We start from the raw sequence: 16,640 nt of genomic DNA, 5'->3' as shown, positions 1-16,640 counted from the left end.
GTTACCACCCTTGAACTCTGGTCCATACATCGTAGGCATTCGTCTGTATATCAAACACGTGATAGTGCTGGTGCATTGAAGCGGTTGCGCAAGCATGGTTAGGTAAGACATGTAAGCGGCAACCAATCGGGAAATTATCAAAATTAATGTTGCTGCCGTCCACGGCTTCAATAATACCGTGCTCTTGGTTTACGGTAGTGACTTGCAGGTTGTCGAGAACCTTACCTGCGCTATCCGTTAATAGACCATACCCACAATCTTTTGGTTGACTGGCCGTTCCCCGATCAGAAGAGAGCGCCATCCATCCCGCATCAATAAAAAGGCTGCCTCTTTCCTTATTATGACCGATCACTGTGGTGACAACACTCGCGGCAATATCATGGGTCGTGCACACCCCAATTCCTGTCATGACGAGATCAAAAAAGCCATAGACTCCGGCTCTCACTTCGGTGATGCCATCTAAATTTTGGTAGCTGTGTGCGGTCGGCGTAGAGCCAATACTGACAATGTTGCAGATAATATCGGCGGCGCGAAGGTGACGGGCTGCGTTGACTGCCGCGTCGACTTCGTTTTGGGCTGCTGCGCGTAATGATGCTTGATCAAAGCATTGATAAGACTCTCCGGCATGAGTGAGTATGCCCTGAAAGCAGGCTGCACCACGGTCCAACAATTGAGCAATTTTGACCAATGTAGGATCGTCAGGTGTGATGCCACCTCGATGTCCATCACAGTCTATTTCTATTAGTGCCGAGATAGCACAATGGTTGTTTATGCTGAATTCATTCAGGAGCTTAGCCTGTTCGACACTGTCTAGTATGACTTTGATCTCGATGCCTTTGGATAAGAGGTTAGCGACACGCGGTAACTTAGACGCTGCAATACCAACCGCATAAATGATATCGCGGTAGCCTGCGCTTGCCAGTGCTTCCGCTTCTTTCATGGTAGAGACGGTAATGGGAGAACCTTTTTTAGGCAGTAGATATGGTGTTGATTCAAGAGCTCGAAGGGTTTTAAAGTGTGGTCGTAACTCACACTCAAGTCCTTCTATTTCAGTGCGTAATCTAGTTAAGTTATTAAGAAGTATTGGCTTATTGACGAATAAGAATGGTGTATCCAACTTATCGTAGTGAATCTTTAAATCTGAATTTTGAAGCATAGTGGCATTACCTAATGTATCAGACGCTAAATTAGATTGATGTATCTCAAAGACACCAAATCTGTTGATGAGTAAACAGTATCTAAAAACTATGTTTTGTTTTACATTAATATTTACTAACTCATAGATTAGGTTTGAGCTAAATGATCACGACGGAAGACCTTAAATTTATTGCCACGATTGCTAATCATAGAACGTTAGCCGATGCGGCCAGAGCTTTAAATATCACGCCGCCTTCTGTCACTCTTAGGCTCCAACACATAGAGCGAAAATTATCGATTCAGCTTATCCAGCGGCCATCACGAGTCGTGAGCCTGACAGAAGAAGGGCAGATCTTGTTGGAGAGAGGGCTTTCTATTCTTAGAGAGTTGGATGAGTTACAAGAACAGCTTGATGAGAGAAAAGAACTGGTGTGTGGCAAGCTGAGAGTCTTGGCTCCGCTTGGTTTTGGTAATGATTATGTTGCTCCGTTGCTGGGGGAATATAAACGGAAACACCCGCAACTCGATATCGAGCTGGAGCTGTCCGACAATCCTATTTGGTCGAGTCACCATAAGTGGGACATCATTATTTATATTGGCGCGTTAAATGACTCATCATTAAAAATGATCACTCTGGCGACGAATCAGCGCTTCATTTGCGCATCGCCAACTTACATTCAAGCAATGGGGTGCCCTGAAACCCCTCAAGAGTTAGTTAAACATCAGTGTATTGCGCTAAGAGAGAATAATGAGGACGTCACATTGTGGCAGTTTACCCATGTTGAAGATGGGAAACATGAAGTAATCAGAATCAATCCGGCGTTGGCAAGTAACGAAGGTCGAGTGATTAAGGACTGGGCTATGGCGGGCTTAGGCGTCATCATGCGATCGGAATGGGACGTTCAACCTCAAATTAATAGTGGGGAGCTGGTGCGCCTGTTACCGGATTATTCTTTACCTAACGCTAATATCGTCGCCCTGTTAAGCAGCCCAGAGAAAGAACGTTCCGCTCGTATCTCTGGGTTTATCTCGTTATTAAAGCAGCGATTGGCGCCTGTGCCTTGGAAGTAATGCAGAACAGCTATCAACGACTTGCTAAGTCGCCTCAATTAATTACAAGTTATAAGAACACCATTATTGCTAATAGGAACATTTTTTGAATTCTGTATGGCTGTATACTAAATTTCATAATTGGCTTTAATACCAATATCAAAATGCAGCGGCATTCGCCATTTTTGCACTGCCAGATACATCATGATTAACCCAGTGATAGAAGAGCAAACGAGTACGCCTTGCCAGTATTCCAGCAAAATGAAAAGGGTGTTCATCGCGAGAAACAGCGGCACCAATTTTAGACCGTAAACCTTAAAACAGAATGACTCTTTTAGGGCTATGCCGGAAAAAGTAACAAAGAAAAAACCAAGCGCGAGCCAGTATAGGTTTTGTTGCGCGGAATATAGCATGATCAATAAACCCAGCCACGTCGACCAAACGATAATCGCTCGGACGTGTTTGCTGTAAACATGCAAGTTCGCAGCGGTGAAAACGCTCGCAAGACAAAATACCAATATCACCACTTGTGATGCATTGCCAGGCAGTGTGATTAATTTAAGCTGATGTGACGCGATAAAGGCGCAGCCAAATAAGGCAACAGAAAATAGAGAGATACCAAACCGATAAAAACAGACGCTCACTTTGTCGAGCTTATCCAATTCTTCACGATGTTCAGGGTTTGCCATAAGTTAATCCATTTGGTTGGTGAATGTTGCGCTGATTGGTAATTCATGTAGCAATGTCAATATAGTTATCATAAAGAATAATGGCAGGTTTGCTTGATTAGCTTGCCTGAGATGGGGAAAATAACCTAATAAAATTGCTATTTGTAGGAAAACCGTGAAGGAGAGTCGTTTGAATAACAAAGTACGCTGGGGCATTGCAGGTCTGGGTAATATTGCTCATCGATTTGTTAAGGACTTAACTGGGTCGGTGGAAAATGCAGAACTTTACGCTGTAGCGGCGAGAGATCTTAGCAGAGCACAGCAGTTTTCAGAACAATATGGCTGTGATATGAGTTATGGGTCGTACGCAGACCTAGCGGCAGACAGCCAAGTCGATGCCATTTATATTGCTACCATTCACCCATTTCATAAAGAATTGATTGAGCTGTTTTTAAACAGCGGTAAACATGTGCTCGTTGAAAAGCCCGCATTGACCAATCTTGCCGATTGGGACGCTATGGCAGCATTGGCTGAAGAGAACGGATTACTGTTAGCTGAAGCCATGAAGAGCGTCACGTTCCCTGCATATCGTGAAATGAAACAATTTATTAGGCAGCAAAACGTTGTCATTAGGTCCGTGGAAGCTTCATTTGGTAATTGGCATGAATTTGACAGTGCATGGCATTTATTTAACCCTACATTGTGTGGCGGTGCGACGTTAGATGTTGGCGTTTATGGCCTGTGGTTGTATGCGGATTTATGTCAACTGGCCGGAGTATCGGTGACTGAACCACAGGTTGAATTTGCGCAAGATAATTCTCAAAGTGAAGTGGATGAAAACGCTACTTTTACTTTTTCAGGTGCGCTGGAAGGTAAAATTGGCGCTTCCATTACTCGAGATCTCGCTCGAGAAGCCATTATCCGTGGTCCAGAGCTAGAAATTATTATTCATGGTAAGTGGTGGAACCCGACGACGATAGACATAACATATCAAGGTCAGCTCAAGCAGATATCAATGCCAGTAAAAGGTGGGGGATTTGCGGATGAAATTGAGCATATATCATCGTTATTGTTAAGCAATGAGACTCGATCTGAGTTACTTAATCACACAACCAGTCGTCATGTGGTCAATATTATGGAGAAAGCGCTGCGTGAAGGTGGTTATGCCGAGCTACTTAACAGCAAATCGTAAATAATTGATTTTAAATAGGGTTGCTAGAGAAGCGGTAACATTGAAAAAGCCTAGTCGCGACACTCTTCCTGTTAAAGGCATGATGTCGATACTAGGCTTACCGTTCACCGATTAAGGTTAATTAATTTATTCAGCGTCAGTGTCGTTGGTGAATGACGCTTCAATTCGCTTAAGTTCTTCTTTTTCTTTGAGTTGCTTTTCTTCTTGATTAGCAAGCTTTCTACGGTTGAGCTCTTTTCTCTCAGACTTACTTAAAAACTTCACGGCTTTTTTTGTCGTAAGGGCATAGGCGATAACGTCTTCGCCTTTTTCTCTGCGTTCTGCCACACGTTGTGAAAAGCGCTCATCATCACGAGCTTTTCTTTGCTCTGCCGTTAATTTACTCACTACTTTATCCTCATTAGTTAATTCATAGCAGATTGCTACCATGATCAGTCAAACAAATGAGATCAGTTGCACATTCATAAAGCTGATGGGCGTATGTTATCACATAACACGCTGGAAGCCCTATTCTATATGGGCTGTGCAGCCAATCGTCTATTAATAAATTCGTGCTTTGCCGTGTAGGTCTAACAAGCTATCTAGGTGGCAAATGACCAAAAATGTGTTTCTCAGATAAATCTTACATGATAAATAGTCAGTAAATCTCATACCCCCTTAGAAAGATAGTTCTTAAATGCTTGTTTTTATTGAATTTAATCGATTCTTAGATGCTGTCACTCGGGTTTGTAAGCCATTGAGGCAATATCTTGTTAGGGAAACCAGTAAAGTCGTATACGATGCGCCACCAAAAAATTATGTCTACCACGACTAGGCCACCATGTCTGCTAACGCCCTTTATACTGACCTTTCCCATTACTACGATCTTATGTGCGCTGATATTGACTATCAATCTCAGAGTCATTGTGTTCAAAGGTTGCACCAAATATTTGGCAATTCGGGTAAATCATATCTCGATTTAGCCTGTGGTACTGGCCCTCACGTACGTCATTTTATTGATTTTGGCTACCAAAGTAGTGGGCTAGATATCAACCAACCTATGCTTGATATCGCAGCACAACGATGCCCTGAAGCACAATTTACTGTGCAAAACATGAGCGATTTTAACGTCGCCCAACCACTAGACTTGATAACCTGTTTTTTATATTCGATTCATTATTGCGATGGCTTACAAAAGCTCCAAGATTGTATTCATCACGTATTTAAAGCGCTCAATAGTGGTGGTGTGTTTTGCTTTAATGTGGTGGACAGGCTTAAAATCGACAACCGCTCTTTTGTTAAGCACAGTACTCAACATCTTGGAGAGACCTTTAGTTTCTGCTCTGGTTGGCACTACGCAGGGCATGGTGAAAAGCAATCACTGAAACTTAATATTGAAAAGCATACCGCCAACGAGACATTATCTTGGCATGATGAGCACCCGATGGTGGCGTTCACCATTGAAGAAATATCAGACTTACTTAAACCTTGGTTTGAGGTTCATGTTTTTGAACACGATTACGATAAGATATTACCTTGGGACCAACGTTCGGGTAATGCGATCATCGTTTGTGTAAAAGCTTAATCATGCAGTGACGCTTATCTTTGATTAACTAAATGCAAGGTTAAGTCTTTTGCTGAGATCTCTGCACATCCCATGGTATTTTGCCCACACCACAATGGTGAAAAATCACTGGATGCGAGTTTCTCAGACTTTGTGCGTAATTGACTCATTTCTATAGAAGCATACGGAAAATCAGGGACATGGTTATTGATGTAGCCGAGTTCTTGCATAACTCGATTGACAATGCCCCTTGCTGGACGACCAGTAAACAAGTTGGTTATTGCCGTGTTTGATTGTGTCCTATTTGCTTTTATCGCGTCACGGTGGAGTTGGGAGGTGCTAGCTTCCGGACATAACAAATAGGCGGTACCTACTTGAACGGCACTTGCTCCTAAAATAAGGGCTGCCTCTACACCACATTGATCGCTTATTCCTCCTGCGGCGATGACAGGGACATTGACTTGAGCAATAACCTGCGGAAGAAGCGCCATGAGCCCCGTCTGACTGGAAAGATCTTCAGATAGGAACATTCCCCGGTGTCCACCAGCCTCTACACCTTGCACAATAATCGCATCCGCCCCATTAGACTCCAACCATATTGCTTCTTGAACTGTGGTTGCGGTTGACAGGATTTTGCTTCCCCAATTTTTTATTCGGCTAACGAGTTCCGGGCTAGGAAGACCAAAATGAAAACTAATCACCGCAGGGGCGAAGGGCTCAATCGCATCGGCGATACTATGATTGAACGGCGTTCTACTTGTACTTGTCGTTAGGGTATTGCTATCGATGTCTAATTCATTAAAGAAAGGCGTGAGGACTCGCTGCCATTTATTATGTTTCTCTACGTCATAATTCGGCATGTTATGGCAAAAGAAGTTGAGGTTGAAAGGGTACGACGTCTTACCCTTGATGGCTTTAATCTCATTGACAATGGTGTCGATATCTAACATGCCGCATGGCAGTGAACCAAGTCCTCCAGCCTGACTAACCGCAACGGTAAGACGGTGATCTTGCACGCCTGCCATTGGTGCTTGAATAATGGGTAAATCAGTTCCAATTAGCGCCTTAACTTTGTCTGCGTTGTTGATCTTTTTATGCATCACACTTTCCTTTATTTGGGTATCTTCAGCTAAACATACCCTTTTTCCACATCCATTGTGTCGTTCTCGGTAAGCGAAAAATAATAGTTCACGGCATGGTGACTGACTCTGTATTTTGACTGAAGTTGTGAAGTAACAACAAATAGTCTTCTGAGGCATGGCGAAAAATTGTTAGTCATGGCGTATGGTTACTATTAGTAACTGAAAATGAGTATTTGGGTTTTGTGATGAATATAAGGGATACAAAAGCAGAGGGGTGCCTCGCCAATAGTAAAAGTACGGTATTTCTAGTGGGTGGGTTTTAGTAGGATGTGCCGCCATAGTGTCGATAGCACAGTGATAATAAAAAGTACTGTGATAATAACAATGAGGTTCTGAGGAATGCAGATACGTCTACGCTGGTTAGGTTCTTTGTTATCCCTAGCGCTACTTGGGTGCAGCAGTAATATTCCTCCCGATGAGCGACAAACCGTTCGTGATGAGATAGATGCAACATCCGCACAAATTGTTGAAAAATTGAGTGATGAATACAGTGAAATTCCTACGTTAGTCGATGAAGCGTACGGCTATGCGGCAGTCAGTATGGCGGGAGTCAAAGTGCCTGTCATCGGCGGGGGCACGGGTATTGGGGCGATTTATAATAATCAAGATGGTAGCGTGACCTACATTGATGTTGATCGTTACGATGTCGGGGCTGGATTAGCTCTGGGCAACAATGAGGCTCTGCTTATCTTTGATGATGAGCAATCGTTGGAGTCCTATAGAGCAGGTGTGTGGCGATTTTCAATTGGGGCAGATGTGAGCTTAGGGGAAAGTAGCTCTCATGCCAGTACTACTCTAGCGGGTGATGATGATGTACCAATCTATTTAATCACAAGCTCTGGTGCGTCAGCGATTGGTAGCGTAAGGATGGTGTCGAGTTCAGTGAATTATGACTTAACGGAAACCGGAGTTGGTGATATTAGTATTGCCAATAAAGACTTAAACACCGCTGCTCCAACCAAGGGTGCAAAGAAGTGGGATAGAGCACTGCCGTTTTTTGCTCAAGAGGTGGTTGATAAAGGATATTCACTGCCTAAGCCTTATGGTATTAGCGTTATTTACACCGATACATTTCAGTATATGGACATAACAGACCTTAATGTGGGGATAAACGGCTCTCAGAAGTATCCGATAGAGTTTGTTTCCTTTGATAACAACAGCAACAATACACAATCACCTCAGCTCAAACTTGATGCTTGGGTGTTTCCATTCATGAATGTGTTTGGCGCAGTGGGGAAAATCAGTGGTACGGCTGATATAGGGATTAAATTCAGTGGTAACGACTTGATTGATCAAATGGAAGCGGACTGTAGCTTACCTCCTCTGCAAAGACCGAAAGTGTGTTTATTAAAGGATGCAAATCCAGAGGTTACCGTGCCTGCTCAGCTTGACGGAAATAATTATACGTTAGGCACCGTTTTAGCGACCGGGTGGAATGATTATTTTGTTACCCTACCAATTTCATTTACTTATGCGGATATGCGAAAAAATGATGCCGAAGGGCTGATTCTCAATGTTTCGCCTCGAGTGGGTAAAGTGATCCCTACTATCGGCTCACAATCTGTGGCGTTATATACTGGTGCAACTTATCTCGATAGCACGCTAACTCTGACAGGGACTTACACCTACAGTGGGGTTGGTATTGACTATAAGGTTAAACAAAGCAATACCGATAAATGGGCTGGCCTTGTTGGTGCGAACTACAACTTTAATCGTGATTGGTCCTTAATGATGGAATACGGCTGGAAAAGTGATAGGAAACGCCAATTCATTTCCGCATTAAATCGACGTTTTTGATAAATAGCGTTAAGAGCGATGGGCGACATTCGTAAGACGATAGTGAGATTCGGTGGCGATGCGTATGGGAAAGCATTAGCTTTTCTAATAAGCGAACATGAATATAATTAGTAAGTTAATTACCAAATAATGTTTGACCTACGTCACATTTAGAGTAAAATTTGTCCTGTTCTTGAAATCAAATTACAAAACGGTACATAAAATGAACTCAGCACTATTATCAACACTCGACAATTCATCAGAAAAAACAGAAGCAGTCCAAACTGCAACGAAAGAAACATCAACGCTTGTAGAGATCGTATCCCTTGCGACAATGTTTTTAGCAACGTCAGCAGTGGTTCTATTACTTAGCCTTACTTGGGTAATGTAATACTTCGTTTTCAGGGACATGAAACCGAGCGATACTCATAGAATTATCATGAGTATCGCGTACGTTCCCTGTTTGATTACCTCTAGTCCCTTAGTGATCTTTTTACGAGTACTCGGACATATTTTTACACTAAGTTTATTTACAATAAGCGTTTTACAGTAAGTTTTTCACACATAGTCAATTCCGCTACGTTTTTCCCTCATCCGCGAGTGCTATGGCTTATAGAACCTCGACAATAAACGCCTAACTACTATGCTATTTGTTATGGTCTAACGACTACAAAACGCCCCTGACCCGTGGGTAAAAACCAATCACCCCTTGAAACGAAGTACTGTTGTCCTTTTTTATTTACTGCTGTCGCTCCTTCTGGCAACTTTCTGATCACTTGACCTAACCGGTAGCGTCTTTTCGGTGGTTTCTCTACAACCACATAATGATCATCGCTCTCTTTATAGTATTGACCATTAATTAAGGCATAAGATACGCCCGCGATGGCAAGAAATACGGCTGAATCGGGTAGGCGGTGTCGGTCATAGTGGTGCACAACGTGGACTTCCTTTTTATGATGCCGATGATGTTTGTGCTTTTTCCATGGGTCAGCCATGCTACTGCAAGAAAGGACAAGCAAAGTTATACCGATTATATAGCGGGTATTTTTCTTCATAAATTCTGCACCTAATAATAGTAAGTCGCCTATTTTTATTGATGATGAGTGAATCTAAGTGAAGAGGATGTCAGTAGTTGGTAGGGTTTGCATTGGACGTCAATATAGACGGTAGTCAGTATAAGTCTCAGTTATGTAAGAGATCTTTTGAGTTCTTCACTATGACAGTTTTTTACCAGAATGTGATGTGACGCTGTTATCTTACAGACCAACGTTAGCAGATAATATTACACTTAGCCGATCAGTTACTCAGCAGCTTAGCGAGTAACTTCGTTCTCCTTTTGAAGATAGTTAAGGGCTCTCATGAAAAAGAAAATTCTAGTGACAGGTGCAACAAGCGGTATAGGCTACGCATTAGCGGTCGAATTGTGTGCAAAAGGGCACGACGTGGTTGCTACAGGACGAAATGCGCAAAAACTGAATGAGCTCAGCGCGATAACGGGTTGCCATACTATTGCAGCAGATCTCAGTATTGTGGACGATGTTTTGAATATGTTTACGTCTGCGTGTGCACATTTGGATGGCTTAGATGTGTTAATTAATAACGCAGGTATGATTTCACGAAAATGCGCAATTGAAGATTTTACACTCGAAGAGTATGAAGCGCAGTATGCCATTAATCTTCGAGCGCCATCGCTACTTTGTCGTGAAGCATTGAAAGTGATGAAGCCACAGCAACAAGGACAAATTATCAACGTCATCAGTACAGTGGCTAAGCGTGCGAATGCGACCATGAGTATCTATACTGCGATGAAGCAAGGTCTTGCAGGTTTTAGCGCGATCTTAATGAAAGAAGCGCAGCCTCATGGCATTAAAGTGACATCACTATTTCCCGGTGGTACGGATACCAATTTTCGCGAGGCTGAGCGTCCGGAATACATGAATCCGACCAGCGTAGCCAAAACCATTGCACAGTTGCTTGAACTGCCCGCGGATATTGTTATGCATGAAATGACATTCCGTCCACCCGTTGAACTCGAGTAACATCTGTTGTGATCGAAATCTTAGACGATATCACCTGACATTCGCGTGTTCGGTGATATCGTTATTCCATGGCCTGAGTCCCAAGAAAATGCCGGGAGAAGATGGTTTAGTAGCTTCTCAAGGTATTGAACAACGAGCTCCGCGCATTCAAGATGGTTATCTTGGGTAAAGGCGACCATGATTTGTTCCATTGTATTAATAGGCAGCAGTTGCGAGCACTGTTTGGGATCATGCATTATATAAAGCCGAATATAACGGCGTAGATTGGTCAATACGGAGTCAAAAAACAGGTCTACTACTTTGGCGACGTGTTGGTTTCGAAGTAATGACAACAGTGCGATAAAATGGTCTTCAATGATAATCGCGTTTACACGCTGAATATCTTTGTTATTTAATTCTTGTTTCAGTTGTATGAAGTGGATAATAACCTCAGCGTGTTGCTTTGAGTATTTTTCATCCGACTCTATTACTTCTTCGTGAGTGACTGGGCTGTTCTGCGTAGGGGAACTGAAGTTATCAAAATGGAATATCAGAAATTGTATTAGGGAACGCAATTCGATCGCCGTCAGTGGTGTGACATAAGCACCTATATTGGGTTTGTAGTCAACAAAACCCATCGAAGCAAGCTCTTGTGTCGCTTCGCGAATGGGAGATAGGCCAAGACCGTATCGATTGGAAAGATCTTGAGTAACGAGCCGTTCATTTGGTGCAATGGTTTGATTGAGGATATCTCGTGTTAGATAAGCCATTGCTTTGTGTTTACTAGTCTTCAAGGAAGAGGACCTATGGTTATGTATTTTCATTTATTGTCCATATTTATAAAATCATAAATACAGTAAAATTACTGAATGTTATTGCTATTTGTCATAAAAAATAGTGTTATCAAAAAACAGTATTTTTACGGTATTGAAACGATAGGGTTTCATTCAAACTCACTGACTCGTTAATAAGCCTTAATGATTATCAAATCTTATTAATTAACAAGTTAGAGAGCGCGCTCATGAATAAGCACCTTATATCTGCGATGATGGTTATTGCATCGCCATTTTCCATTGCTGAAACTACGGGTGGGGATATTGTTGACCCTACCTCCAAGCTGATTTTTACTTATAACAATGTCACTGCTGAGGTGGCTCAACAAGAGCTTGCTCACTGCCAAACATTAGCAAACCATACGCAAGAATCGGTCACGAGCAATCAAGGCTCTGGTGTTCGTGGTTTATTAAAAGGTGCGGCGGCGGGCGCTGCTGTCGGCGCAATTTCGGGTGGTAGCGGTTCTGACGCGGCGAAAATTGGCGCTGCTGGCGGTTTGGTTGTTGGGCGCGTCCAAGGCAACGCGAAGCAGTCGGCGCAGCAGAGTAGCAATATGAATAATTACAAAACGGTGATGAGAAACTGCATGGTAGAACGTCAGTACGTGGCGTTAAATTGATACGTTGACGGTTAACCATTAATGATTCCTTTCATATTTAAATAAATGTTCAAGGCGTATATCGCGAGTGATACACCTTGAACATTTCTTACTGACCTTTCTCTTTGCGTATAAGCAAAAGGGTTACATGGCGTTTAAGTAAGATTTATAAGAGTGTAAACGCACCGTTGCCGCGCCAATTACATCAATAAACCCAAAGAAAGCATGCGGCTTAGTCGCTGCAATCCATGCTGATCCCGTCGCTCCAATAGGAATGATTTTTCCCTCAGGTTCAATGATTTCAAGCACGACCGTGCGTCCGTGAGTGCTGGTGTTCGCCCCCACATGCTGACGCACGCTTTGTGGACCTTGTATTGGCGATATTGACGATTCTCCAGTACCCGCAGTGAAGCTGTGAACACGAGCACGGAACACTTCACCTGGGTAGGCATCGACATAGAATTCAGCAAATTGGCCTTTTTTAACGTATCGGAATGTTTGATCTGGGATCCGCATCTCCAGAAACTTACGAGACGTATCATAAATATGCATGTTGCCCACACGACTGCCATCGGCGACATTGACCACTGCGACCTGACCATCAAACGGGGCACGTACCGTTTTTCTGTCTTGTTCGAATTCCACGCGATCATAATCGGCGTGTAATGAAGCAAGAGAAGACTCAGAAATTCTAAGTTGAGAAGCGTAATTTTCAACATCACGTTCTTTAAAGATCTCTGGTGAAGTTTTAGCTCGATGAAGGTCACGCTTCATTTGAGCAATCGATTCTTCTTGTTTCACTATTGATGCTTTAATTTTTTCTAATTCAGCATAGGAAGTGGTGTCGATTAAGGTATAGATGACATCGCCTTTTTTGACCACTTGGTTATGGTCGACGTGAATTTCATTTATCTGTTCACGTAGCAGAGGGGATAAGACCGAGTGAGGCGCTTTGATCGTTGAAGAGTAGGTTAAATCGACCGGAGCCCATAATCGAGAGAGGACACCTAACACGACAAGTATCAGTGCACCGCCAGAAATAATCCAAAACGCACTTTTTAGCGTCCATTTTATTGCGCCTGTCGAGACTAGAATCCACATAATGAGGATATAAGGAATCATCACTTCTTTCATGATTGAGCCTCGTGTGGGTCTGTAGAATTCTCTAAGTTTGAAGTACGACTATTTTTTATAACGCGGCTAATTGATGCGCCAATGTGTTCCCAGTTAGCGAATGCAATAATAATCGCGAGTACCCACCATGCTTTATGTAAAAATAATCCACAAAGTGACAGGGCGAAGACCAGTTGGATATGCGAGCTTCTTTTCTCGTGAGCTCTGTGAACGGCAACCTCATGAACCCGCCACAGTAAATAGATCACAAAGATAGCAAGGGCAATGGTGACGGAAAATAGATAACCACTAAAATATTCTGAATTAAAAATGACCATCATGGCGTCGTTTGGCGTGTTGGTAAAAGTCGCCATATCAACATCTTTAGAGTTGATGGTTCCCATAGGCGCTAACAAATAAGCGCCTAATAACATAGTGAGCATAAAGGCTGAGAACTTCATCAGTACTTTAGTTATCACCATGACGATACGCATTATATTTCTTATTGCGTTCATACAGTTTCTCGTTTTAGTTTGTAGGTTTTCACGGTTATTGACTACCATGCAAGCAGTTTATAACGGGTGTTTTGTGCCATTACCTTCATTTTATTTTTCGTTAAAAAGCCGCTAATTTTATTAGCGGCTTGGACTTAAGGTAATGAGTAGCTTCGACTACTTCAGGACTTGCTGGCTAACTTGTTCAAGCTGCTTTAATTTTCCTTGAAGCATGTAAGTGTTCTGGTTGAAGTTACCTGGGTTGAGCACTTGGCTGTTTTGCATTGGGTAATCAGGTAGTGTCGCAATGAACTCCTGAACTTTGCCGCCTACTGGTACAAACAACCACATGTTGTCTGCCATCCAACGAAGGTACATACCTGACTCGTGTGGCGCTTTTTCAAATGGGTCGGCACGTAAGTGAACAACCTGAGGCCAGTTTGTTTGGAAGCGAACCGCATCAGTGATGTTACCTTCTAGTAATGCGAACGAGATCTTAAAGTCATTCCAGCGAACCGCGTTTAATTCAGCATTAGCAGAGAAGTACAATAGAGAGTCACGAGGGCCTTTGTCTTCTTTGCCTTCAAAATAAGGCAGGAAGTTATAACCATCGAGGTGCACGCGCCAGTTCTTATTGTTGTAGCTTGCGCCTTTGTCTGACGCGAGTTTTTCAACCACTTTATCGTCGCCGGCAGCGGCGAGCAGTGTTGGGATCCAGTCTTGGTGTGCCATGATGTCATTAATTTTTGACCCAGGCTCAATCACACCAGGCCAACGGACGAGTTGAGGGACACGCATGCCACCTTCAAAGGTTGTGCCTTTTTCGCCATGGAAAGGGGTTGCACCACCATCTGGCCAAGATACGGTTTCCGCGCCGTTATCGGTTGAGTAGATAACAATGGTGTTGTCGGCGATGCCCAGATCGTCCAGCTTATCAAGCAGTACGCCTACGTGATCATCGTGCTCCAACATACCGTCTGCATAGATGCTGATACCAGATTTACCTTGGTATTTTTCTTGTAAACGAGTCCAAACGTGCATGCGAGTCGTGTTGTGCCAAATAAAGAATGGCTTGTCCGCTTTGACCGCTTTTTCCATAAACGCTAATGACTCTTCTAAAAACTCCTCATCCGCGTTTTCCATGCGCTTACGAGTCATAGGGCCAGTATCTTCAATCTTTCCGTCAGCGGTCGATTTAATGACGCCACGAGGGCCGTAGTTTTTACGAAATTCAGGATCTTTAGGGTAGTAATACGTTTCTGGTTCTTCTTCGGCATTGAGGTGGTAAAGGTTGCCAAAGAACTCATCAAAACCGTGGTTCGTAGGTAAGTGTTTATCTTGGTCACCCATGTGATTTTTACCAAATTGCGCGGTCATATAACCTTGCTCTTTGAGTAAATCCGCAATGGTCGGCGCCCAGTCTGGTATGCCGTGATCTGATCCCGGCATACCGATAGTTAACAGACCGGTACGAAATGGTTCTTGACCCGTTAGAAATGCAGCTCGACCAGCAGTACAGGATTGCTGTCCATAATGGTCGGTGAACAATGCACCTTCGTTGGCAATGCGATCGATGTTTGGCGTTTGATATCCCATCATGCCATTGTTGTAGGCACTGATGTTGTAGATACCAATATCATCACCCCAAATGGCAAGAATATTCGGTTGTTCAGCAGCGACTGCGGCACCAGAAGCAGCCAGTAAGCTGACTCCAACAGCAGCTTTGTTTAAACGGGTCGTCATAGGGACTCCAATTGTTATTTTGTGATTGGACGTTGGGACGTTATTTCTGTGAAACGTCCTACTGACAACTAAACTAATCCTATTACGCGTATGCGTCGCTTTATACTGACTATAACCAAAGGTTATGAGCTGCTTGAGTACTATCGAACCTAGACTACTATCTAATTATCTCTTATGACGATGTCACTAAGATGCCATCTCTGAGTGTTGGCACGTTACCTTGGTGGTTTTAATCACTGGCTGATCGTCGTAATAACTGATAACCGTTTGATTTCTTGCGTGAGCCGTTTTTTCTGAACGTTCAATACACGCAAAGTACCTAACTTGATGAGATGACACATGAACCAAGCACAGCAAAAAATTAGCGAACTCATTACCCGTATTGAGCAAGATGTGGTGGGACAACAGCATGTTGTAAAAGCACTGGTGCTTGGATTACTCACCAACGGACACATTTTATTAGAAGGTTTACCGGGGACTGCGAAAACGCGTTCAGTTAAAGCACTGGCGAGTGCGCTTAATAGTCGATTTGGACGAATTCAGTTCACCCCAGATTTACTTCCATCCGATGTCACGGGTACGGAGGTATATCAAGAGTTAGAAGGCAAACCACAGCTTACGTTTCAGCAAGGTCCGATATTCAATGACATTGTATTGGCGGATGAAATCAATAGAGCACCCGCTAAAGTGCAAGCAGCGTTACTAGAAGCAATGGCTGAATCAACGGTAACGGTTGGTGACCAAACTCACGCATTGCCAGAATTATTTATGGTTCTCGCGACCCAAAACCCAGTCGAACAAGAGGGAACATATCCTTTGCCTGAAGCGCAAATGGACCGCTTCATCATGAAAGTGAACGTGGATTATCCAGAAGATGATGCCGAACTTGCCATTATTCGTTTAGTTCGAAGTGAGGAGAAGAAGGTTGATCGCCAAGCCGGTCATGCGTCACCTTTACCTCCGATTGACCCTCAATTAATTCTTCAAGCACGCGGCGAATTGCCGAAGATCGCCGTGTCAGACTTAGTTGAAAAGTACATTGTGGCGCTTGTGATGGCAACGCGTAAGCCTCAGCGTTACCCGGACAGCAAGCTGAGTGAATGGATAGCGGTAGGGGCAAGTCCGCGTGCCTCCATCGCTTTGGATAAATGCGCCCGCGCAAATGCGTGGTTGGAAGGGCGAGATTATGTCTTGCCAGATGATGTACGAGCAATGGCGTCCATGGTTCTTGGCCACCGCTTTAGTTTGTCTTATGACGCTTTGGCTGATGGTGTGAGCCACCAAACCGTGGTGGACACGTTACTTGATAGCGTTGAAATCGGATAGAGGATG

General features: G+C 43.5%; 17 protein-coding genes. 8 read left to right on the top strand and 9 right to left on the bottom strand.

Annotated elements, in window-relative coordinates:
* Window position 1 precedes the first annotated feature (1 nt).
* Window positions 2-1,156 carry a DSD1 family PLP-dependent enzyme gene (locus L4D74_RS20575; protein ID WP_428754397.1) on the bottom strand — a complete coding sequence of 385 codons (1,155 nt, stop codon included), beginning with the start codon at window positions 1,154-1,156 and terminating at the stop codon, window positions 2-4.
* 143 nt (window positions 1,157-1,299) lie between these two features.
* On the opposite strand from L4D74_RS20575, the gene L4D74_RS20570 reads away from it, so the two are divergent.
* Window positions 1,300-2,208, top strand: coding sequence for a LysR substrate-binding domain-containing protein (locus L4D74_RS20570; RefSeq protein ID WP_428754396.1), 909 nt, complete (start codon window positions 1,300-1,302; stop codon window positions 2,206-2,208).
* A 107-nt stretch (window positions 2,209-2,315) separates the two neighbouring features.
* Here L4D74_RS20570 and L4D74_RS20565 read toward each other — a convergent pair whose 3' ends face one another.
* A complete protein-coding gene (locus tag L4D74_RS20565) occupies window positions 2,316-2,876 on the bottom strand; it encodes a DUF2301 domain-containing membrane protein (RefSeq protein WP_428754395.1) in 561 nt (186 codons plus the stop codon).
* 169 nt (window positions 2,877-3,045) lie between these two features.
* Here L4D74_RS20565 and L4D74_RS20560 point away from each other — a divergent pair, with 169 nt between their 5' ends.
* Window positions 3,046-4,047 (top strand): Gfo/Idh/MocA family protein, encoded by a 1,002-nt coding sequence (locus L4D74_RS20560; RefSeq protein WP_428754394.1) that lies wholly within the window; start codon window positions 3,046-3,048, stop codon window positions 4,045-4,047.
* Between the two features lie 126 nt (window positions 4,048-4,173).
* Here the strand turns inward: L4D74_RS20560 and L4D74_RS20555 are convergent, their stop codons facing one another.
* Window positions 4,174-4,434 (bottom strand): DNA polymerase III subunit epsilon, encoded by a 261-nt coding sequence (locus tag L4D74_RS20555; protein WP_250618517.1) that lies wholly within the window; start codon window positions 4,432-4,434, stop codon window positions 4,174-4,176.
* A gap of 433 nt (window positions 4,435-4,867) precedes the next feature.
* Here L4D74_RS20555 and L4D74_RS20550 point away from each other — a divergent pair, with 433 nt between their 5' ends.
* Entirely contained in the window at window positions 4,868-5,611 is a 744-nt protein-coding gene (locus L4D74_RS20550) for a class I SAM-dependent DNA methyltransferase (RefSeq protein ID WP_428754393.1), read from the top strand.
* A 14-nt stretch (window positions 5,612-5,625) separates the two neighbouring features.
* Here the strand turns inward: L4D74_RS20550 and L4D74_RS20545 are convergent, their stop codons facing one another.
* Complete coding sequence (locus tag L4D74_RS20545; protein WP_428754392.1) at window positions 5,626-6,690, bottom strand: NAD(P)H-dependent flavin oxidoreductase; 1,065 nt, start codon at window positions 6,688-6,690, stop codon at window positions 5,626-5,628.
* 381 nt (window positions 6,691-7,071) lie between these two features.
* Between L4D74_RS20545 and L4D74_RS20540 the strand changes: the two genes are divergently transcribed.
* Complete coding sequence (locus tag L4D74_RS20540) at window positions 7,072-8,529, top strand: lipid-binding SYLF domain-containing protein (protein ID WP_428754391.1); 1,458 nt, start codon at window positions 7,072-7,074, stop codon at window positions 8,527-8,529.
* Between the two features lie 202 nt (window positions 8,530-8,731).
* Window positions 8,732-8,899, top strand: a complete 168-nt coding sequence (locus L4D74_RS20535) for a hypothetical protein (protein ID WP_428754390.1) — start codon at window positions 8,732-8,734, stop codon at window positions 8,897-8,899.
* 262 nt (window positions 8,900-9,161) lie between these two features.
* Here the strand turns inward: L4D74_RS20535 and L4D74_RS20530 are convergent, their stop codons facing one another.
* A complete protein-coding gene (locus L4D74_RS20530; protein WP_428754389.1) occupies window positions 9,162-9,503 on the bottom strand; it encodes a DUF6515 family protein in 342 nt (113 codons plus the stop codon).
* A gap of 363 nt (window positions 9,504-9,866) precedes the next feature.
* Between L4D74_RS20530 and L4D74_RS20525 the strand changes: the two genes are divergently transcribed.
* Window positions 9,867-10,547 carry an SDR family oxidoreductase gene (locus L4D74_RS20525; protein WP_428754388.1) on the top strand — a complete coding sequence of 227 codons (681 nt, stop codon included), beginning with the start codon at window positions 9,867-9,869 and terminating at the stop codon, window positions 10,545-10,547.
* Between the two features lie 20 nt (window positions 10,548-10,567).
* On the opposite strand, the gene L4D74_RS20520 is transcribed toward L4D74_RS20525, so the two are convergent.
* Window positions 10,568-11,320: a GntR family transcriptional regulator gene (locus L4D74_RS20520; protein ID WP_428754387.1), complete on the bottom strand. Its 753-nt coding sequence runs from the start codon at window positions 11,318-11,320 to the stop codon at window positions 10,568-10,570.
* Between the two features lie 227 nt (window positions 11,321-11,547).
* Between L4D74_RS20520 and L4D74_RS20515 the strand changes: the two genes are divergently transcribed.
* Window positions 11,548-11,979 (top strand): glycine zipper family protein, encoded by a 432-nt coding sequence (locus L4D74_RS20515; RefSeq protein WP_428754386.1) that lies wholly within the window; start codon window positions 11,548-11,550, stop codon window positions 11,977-11,979.
* 123 nt (window positions 11,980-12,102) lie between these two features.
* Here L4D74_RS20515 and L4D74_RS20510 read toward each other — a convergent pair whose 3' ends face one another.
* The 3 genes from L4D74_RS20510 to L4D74_RS20500 all read right to left on the bottom strand — a co-directional run bounded on the left by L4D74_RS20510 (window position 12,103) and on the right by L4D74_RS20500 (window position 15,308).
* Entirely contained in the window at window positions 12,103-13,092 is a 990-nt protein-coding gene (locus L4D74_RS20510) for an efflux RND transporter periplasmic adaptor subunit (protein ID WP_428754385.1), read from the bottom strand.
* Window positions 13,089-13,586, bottom strand: a complete 498-nt coding sequence (locus tag L4D74_RS20505; protein ID WP_428754384.1) for a magnesium transporter — start codon at window positions 13,584-13,586, stop codon at window positions 13,089-13,091. The genes L4D74_RS20510 and L4D74_RS20505 overlap by 4 nt, the downstream gene beginning before the upstream one ends.
* Window positions 13,587-13,742: 156 nt before the next feature.
* On the bottom strand, window positions 13,743-15,308 hold the full coding sequence (locus L4D74_RS20500) for an arylsulfatase (RefSeq protein WP_428754383.1): 1,566 nt from the start codon (window positions 15,306-15,308) through the stop codon (window positions 13,743-13,745).
* Window positions 15,309-15,647: 339 nt separating this feature from the next.
* Between L4D74_RS20500 and L4D74_RS20495 the strand changes: the two genes are divergently transcribed.
* A complete protein-coding gene (locus tag L4D74_RS20495; protein WP_428754382.1) occupies window positions 15,648-16,634 on the top strand; it encodes an AAA family ATPase in 987 nt (328 codons plus the stop codon).
* The last annotated feature ends 6 nt before the right edge of the window (window positions 16,635-16,640 follow it).

This window comes from Vibrio cionasavignyae (genome assembly GCF_050337155.1).
GTDB lineage: Bacteria > Pseudomonadota > Gammaproteobacteria > Enterobacterales > Vibrionaceae > Vibrio > Vibrio nomapromontoriensis.
Note: the sequence above shows the minus strand (reverse complement) of the source record. Positions and strands in the feature narration are given on the sequence as shown.

Excerpts from the sequence above, each read along its gene's own strand:
- L4D74_RS20575 (WP_428754397.1), bottom strand. The coding sequence starts at position 1,156 with ATGCTTCAAAATTCAGATTTAAAGATTCACTACGATAAGTTGGATACA.
- L4D74_RS20570 (WP_428754396.1), top strand. The coding sequence starts at position 1,300 with ATGATCACGACGGAAGACCTTAAATTTATTGCCACGATTGCTAATCAT.
- L4D74_RS20565 (WP_428754395.1), bottom strand. The coding sequence starts at position 2,876 with ATGGCAAACCCTGAACATCGTGAAGAATTGGATAAGCTCGACAAAGTG.
- L4D74_RS20550 (WP_428754393.1), top strand. The coding sequence starts at position 4,868 with ATGTCTGCTAACGCCCTTTATACTGACCTTTCCCATTACTACGATCTT.
- L4D74_RS20545 (WP_428754392.1), bottom strand. The coding sequence starts at position 6,690 with ATGCATAAAAAGATCAACAACGCAGACAAAGTTAAGGCGCTAATTGGA.
- L4D74_RS20540 (WP_428754391.1), top strand. The coding sequence starts at position 7,072 with ATGCAGATACGTCTACGCTGGTTAGGTTCTTTGTTATCCCTAGCGCTA.
- L4D74_RS20535 (WP_428754390.1), top strand. The coding sequence starts at position 8,732 with ATGAACTCAGCACTATTATCAACACTCGACAATTCATCAGAAAAAACA.
- L4D74_RS20530 (WP_428754389.1), bottom strand. The coding sequence starts at position 9,503 with ATGGCTGACCCATGGAAAAAGCACAAACATCATCGGCATCATAAAAAG.
- L4D74_RS20525 (WP_428754388.1), top strand. The coding sequence starts at position 9,867 with ATGAAAAAGAAAATTCTAGTGACAGGTGCAACAAGCGGTATAGGCTAC.
- L4D74_RS20515 (WP_428754386.1), top strand. The coding sequence starts at position 11,548 with ATGAATAAGCACCTTATATCTGCGATGATGGTTATTGCATCGCCATTT.
- L4D74_RS20510 (WP_428754385.1), bottom strand. The coding sequence starts at position 13,092 with ATGAAAGAAGTGATGATTCCTTATATCCTCATTATGTGGATTCTAGTC.
- L4D74_RS20505 (WP_428754384.1), bottom strand. The coding sequence starts at position 13,586 with ATGAACGCAATAAGAAATATAATGCGTATCGTCATGGTGATAACTAAA.
- L4D74_RS20500 (WP_428754383.1), bottom strand. The coding sequence starts at position 15,308 with ATGACGACCCGTTTAAACAAAGCTGCTGTTGGAGTCAGCTTACTGGCT.
- L4D74_RS20495 (WP_428754382.1), top strand. The coding sequence starts at position 15,648 with ATGAACCAAGCACAGCAAAAAATTAGCGAACTCATTACCCGTATTGAG.